Source organism: Pseudomonas sp. CM25 (assembly GCF_013179705.1).
Taxonomy (GTDB): Bacteria; Pseudomonadota; Gammaproteobacteria; order Pseudomonadales; family Pseudomonadaceae; genus Aquipseudomonas.
The window spans coordinates 1-4,679 of sequence record NZ_JABMCW010000386.1; the positions used below are offsets into that span (position 1 = coordinate 1).

5 protein-coding genes and 1 pseudogene are annotated in these 4,679 nt (G+C 61.7%); 1 reads left to right on the forward strand and 5 read right to left on the reverse strand.

Annotated elements, in window-relative coordinates:
- Positions 1-299: pseudogene (locus tag HP546_RS26145) on the forward strand (hypothetical protein); the annotation flags it as partial.
- 88 nt (positions 300-387) lie between these two features.
- Here HP546_RS26145 and HP546_RS26150 read toward each other — a convergent pair.
- The 5 genes from HP546_RS26150 to HP546_RS26170 form a co-directional block, all read right to left on the reverse strand.
- Entirely contained in the window at positions 388-1,167 is a 780-nt protein-coding gene (locus tag HP546_RS26150) for an RHS repeat-associated core domain-containing protein (protein ID WP_256678539.1), read from the reverse strand.
- 124 nt (positions 1,168-1,291) lie between these two features.
- Positions 1,292-2,209, reverse strand: a complete 918-nt coding sequence (locus HP546_RS26155; RefSeq protein ID WP_172231504.1) for a biotin-dependent carboxyltransferase family protein — start codon at positions 2,207-2,209, stop codon at positions 1,292-1,294.
- On the reverse strand, positions 2,206-2,892 hold the full coding sequence (gene pxpB / locus HP546_RS26160) for a 5-oxoprolinase subunit PxpB (protein WP_172231507.1): 687 nt from the start codon (positions 2,890-2,892) through the stop codon (positions 2,206-2,208). The genes HP546_RS26155 and pxpB overlap by 4 nt, the downstream gene beginning before the upstream one ends.
- Positions 2,889-3,671, reverse strand: a complete 783-nt coding sequence (locus HP546_RS26165) for a 5-oxoprolinase subunit PxpA (RefSeq protein WP_172231510.1) — start codon at positions 3,669-3,671, stop codon at positions 2,889-2,891. Before HP546_RS26165 ends, pxpB begins: the two co-directional genes overlap by 4 nt.
- 9 nt (positions 3,672-3,680) lie before the next feature.
- Positions 3,681-4,679: MFS transporter (locus HP546_RS26170; protein ID WP_172231513.1), on the reverse strand; the 999-nt coding region annotated here is incomplete at its 5' end.

Sequence of the window (4,679 nt, forward strand, 5' to 3'; positions counted from 1 at the left end):
ACCTGCTGCACAAGTACGGCGACGACTACAAAGTGATCTTCGTCGGCGATGCGGCCATGGCCCCGTACGAAATCACCCAGCCGGGTGGCAGCGTGGAGCACTGGAATGAAGAGGCCGGGTATGTGTGGATCCAGCGGTTCATGGAGAAATTCAGGAAAATCATCTGGATCAACCCGTATCCGAAACAGGCCTGGGACTACACCGCCTCCACCCACCTGGTGCGTGATTTGATCGAGGACAAGATGTATCCGCTGACCTTGCAGGGGTTGGAGGAAGGGATGCGGTATCTTTCCAAGTGACGTACCTACGGGCTGCATACGAACTGGTAATCGTAAGCGCCCGCAGAGTTCAATTGTTGACAGCGAAGCGGCCTGATTTTTATCGCAATCACTGACCACGCCACGATCGAATGTCTTCCTGTAGGGGAGCAAGCAACTTTCTAGCAATCGAGTTGATACGAATTTGAGCGTGCTCATTCTCAAATTGAATCATATTCCTCCAAGTGTATAGCTGCCACTCCAGACGCCACCTTTGCTGTGGCGAAGGCGCTTGCACGTGCGACTCAATTTTGGAATACATACCAATTAGCAGCGAGCGCGCATCTTCAAATACTTGTCGAGAAAAGGAGAATAATCCCAGCGGCGTCTCTGCTCGCGGATTAAACCTCAACGCTTCAATATGATTAAGCACATTTGCCGCCTCCGTCGCTTCAATATGCAGCACAAAATCAGGAGAACGCTTTACAAGCTTCACTAGTTCAGACGGGGAGGATTTATTAATTTTAACCCTTGTCTCATTCCAAGTGAGCTTAAGGCTGCGGGACCTTCCCGTCACCATGCGAATAGGCACAGGAGCCTTCCCTGCCGGGTCACTGTAGTTGACGGGATCACCGCCACAATACGCGTAACCGTTGATTCCTCCAGCGCTAAAAGGGCTGAGGAAGTCCAAAGATGTAAATCTCATCAAGGCCGGGCTGTAATAGCGCAGCCCGGCGCCGAGCGGATAGCATCGCGAAATATTATCCATGCGCTCGCCATCATACCCGAGGATGGATAACTCCATCAATTTTGATGAGGAAAACCCGTACGCCGTATAATTCATATGCCCTCGGTAAATCTTGTAGCAACAAAGCCAAGTAGACTTGAAGGCAAACTTGGAAACTTCCATCGAACAAGATAGCCCTGATCCGTCAGCGGTCAACTAGCAAAATTACCAGTCTCATGTTTTTTGACGTTTATTGAATGCCTGTTCGGGCCTTGTCGCGGGCACGCCCGCGAAAGGACCAGCGGCCTTACAACCAACGGTCCAGGTATACCTTCTGCTTGTGCCAAGCCTCGTCCTGCACCACGGGCCTGAACCGCACTGCAGCCCCCGGCATGCACTGCGCGAGCTGCGCCAATGCCAGCGGCGTCAACGCCCCCAGCCGCGGGTAGCCGCCAATGGTCTGCCGGTCATTAAGCAACACGATCGGCTGCCCATCCGGCGGCACCTGCACCGCCCCCAGCGGAATGCCTTCGGAAATCATCGGCGCCCCTTGGTAGACCAACTGCGGCCCCAGCAAGCGAATGCCCATGCGGTCGGCGCGGCTGTCCAGCGTCCACTCGCGGTTGAACGCTTCGAACAGGCTGGTACCGCTGAAATCGCCGATCTGCGCGCCCATCACCAGGTCGAGCACAGGCTTGGGCTGATGACGCGGGCGCAGCGCCTCAGGCACCTCGCGCAGGCTGACCGCGGCATCTGCGAACGCCAGCACCTGGCCTTCGCCAAGCGCCGAACCTTGACCATCAACCCCGCCCAGCTGCTCCCGCACAACGGTGGCACAACTGCCCAGCACCGCCTCGCCCTGGAACCCGCCAGGCGCCGCCAGGTACGCACGCACACCCCGTTTCGGCTGTTTCAGGGTCAAACGCTGCCCCTTGGCCAAGGCAAAGCTGCGCCAGGGTGCGATCGGCTGCTCTTCGACCCGTGCATCCAGATCGGCACCGGCCAGCGCCAGCACGCAATCCTGTTCGGCCACCACGCAGAAACCACCCAGCGTCACCTCGACCACCGGTGCTCCCAACGGGTTGCCCAGCAGCCAGTTGGCCCAGTGCATCGCCACCCAGTCCAGCGCCCCGCCCTGGGTCACGCCCAGGTGGCGCACGCCAAAGCGCCCGGCGTCCTGCAACTGGCACAACGCGGTGCTGGTTTCGATCCTCAACTGCTTCATGCCTGCGCCTCCACATCGCCGCCCAAGGCGACGAAATCGGCCTTCGATACCGCCACAAAGCGCACCCGGTCCCCCGGCTGCAGCAGGCTGTAGCCCTCACGTTCGCGGTCGAAAAGGCGCACGGGCGTGCGCCCGATCAGGTTCCAGCCGCCTGGCGACACCGCCGGATAGGCTGCTGTCTGGCGTTCGGCAATGCCGACACTGCCCGCCGCCACTCGCTTGCGTGGGGTGCTCAGGCGCGGGCTGGCCAGGCGTTCGTCGACCAGGCCCATGAAGCCGAAACCCGGGGCGAAGCCCAGGGCGAACACCGGATAATCACGCTCGCTGTGCAAGCGGATCACCTCGGCTTCGCTCAGGCCGCTGCGGGCTGCCAGCACGGGAAGCTCAGGGCCGACACTGGCGTGGTACCACACTGGGATTTCGTGACGGCGACCGCCACTGCCGGCGTCTGGCCGCAAACCGTCCAGCGCTTGCTTGATCAATGCCCTCGCCTCGCCCGGCGGCAGGTCGAATTGCACCATCAGCGTGGTATAGGACGGCACCAGATCCAGCAAATGTTCACCGAACGCCACGCTCAAGCGTTGGCTGGCGGCAAGCATCCAGGGCATGTTGGCCTCGTCGATACGCTCGAACAGGCGCACCATCAGGCTATCGAAGGCCACTACTTCAACGCGTGGGTTCATCGTGGCTCCAGTGCATCGAGAGCCAGGCGAATCTGCCGCACAGCCGCCACCGAACTGTCGTTGTCGCCATGCACGCACAGGGTGCTGGCCACCAGCTTCAGTGCACTGCCGTCGTCCGCCACCAGCGTGTCGCCCCGGGCCAGGCGCACGGCCTGCTCCACCACAAGCGCCGGGTCGTGGTGTACAGCACCAGGCAGGCGCCGCGACCGCAGGTGACCACTGGCGGTGTAGGCGCGGTCGGCGAAGGCCTCGAACCACAGTGGCACGCCGATCTCGTCGCCCAAGGCCTGGGCCGCGCGGTTGTCGGCCGTGGCCATGAGCATCAGCGGCAAGGTGCTGTCGTAGGCCGCCACGGCCTCCAGCACGGTACGCAGCTTGAGCGGGTCGGCCATCATGTCGTTGTACAACGCGCCATGGGGTTTCACATAGGTTACGCGGCCGCCCTGCACCTTGCAGATGCCGTCCAGGGCGCCGATCTGATAGTGCAGCATGTCGCGGATTTCCTCGTTGCTGCAGGCCATGGAGCGGCGGCCGAAACCGGCCAGGTCCGGGTAGGCCGGGTGCGCACCGATGCGCACCCCATGCTCCAGCGCCAGGGCGACGGTGCGGCGCATGATGCCTGGGTCGCCGGCGTGGTAGCCGCAGGCGATGTTGGCGCAATCGATGTAAGGCATCACTTCGGCATCCAGGCCCATGCGCCAGCTGCCGAAACTCTCGCCCATGTCGCAATTGAGTAGCAGGCGTTCCACCGCGCGGCCTCCGTTGTTTTTGTTGTCCATATGCCTACCTTACCGCGCCTGCAGCTGTTTGCCGCGTGTTTCCGGCAAGCTCAGCGCGGCCACGATCACCACGCCGTAGGACACGGCCGAGAACACGCCAATGCCCAGGCCCAACGGGACTTTCTGGCCCAGCATGCCGATCATCAGCGGGAACAGTGCCGCGATGACCTTGCCGATGTTGTAGCAGAAGCCCTGCCCCGAACCGCGAATGCGGGTGGGGAACAGTTCAGTCAGGAACGCCCCCATGCCGCTGAAGATCCCCGAGGCGAAGAAGCCCAGCGGGAAACCCAGCCACAGCATGACCCCATCGCTGACTGCCATCTGCGTGTACAGCAGCACGATGACGAACGAGCCCACGGCAAACAGGATGAAATTCTTCTTGCGCCCCAGCAGGTCGGACAGATAAGCGCTGACCACATAGCCGATGTACGAGCCGACGATCACCATGGCCAGGTAGCCGCCCGTGCCCAGCACGCTCAGGCCGCGCTCGTTCTTGAGGAAGGTAGGCAGCCACGAGGTGATGGCGTAGTAGCCGCCCAGCGCGCCGGTGGTCAGCAGCGACGCACGCACGGTGGTCCACAGCATGCCGGGGGCGAAAATTTCGTAGAAGTGCGAAGGTGCCTCGGCGTTTTCCACCGCCTTGGCCTCGCGGTACACCTCCGGGTCTTTGACCAGCCGGCGAACGAAGATGACGAAGATCGCCGGCACCAATCCCAGCAGGAACAGTGCACGCCAGGCCTGCTCGGCCGGCAGCCAGGAGAACAGCAGCGCATAGAGGATGGCGGTAAGGCCCCAGCCAAGCGCCCAGCCGGACTGCACCATCCCGACCGCCTTGCCGCGGTCCTGGGCACGGATGACTTCGCCGATCAGCACCGCACCGGCGGTCCACTCACCGCCAAAGCCGAAACCCATCAGGGTACGGGCGATCAGCAATTGTTCGTAGTTTTGCGCAAAGCCGCAAAGGAAGGTGAAAAAGGCGAACCACAGTACCGTCAACTGCAGGGTACG

Excerpts from the sequence above, each read along its gene's own strand:
- HP546_RS26150 (WP_256678539.1), bottom strand. The coding sequence starts at position 1,167 with ATGGAAGTTTCCAAGTTTGCCTTCAAGTCTACTTGGCTTTGTTGCTAC.
- HP546_RS26155 (WP_172231504.1), bottom strand. The coding sequence starts at position 2,209 with ATGAAGCAGTTGAGGATCGAAACCAGCACCGCGTTGTGCCAGTTGCAG.
- pxpB (WP_172231507.1), bottom strand. The coding sequence starts at position 2,892 with ATGAACCCACGCGTTGAAGTAGTGGCCTTCGATAGCCTGATGGTGCGC.
- HP546_RS26165 (WP_172231510.1), bottom strand. The coding sequence starts at position 3,671 with ATGGACAACAAAAACAACGGAGGCCGCGCGGTGGAACGCCTGCTACTC.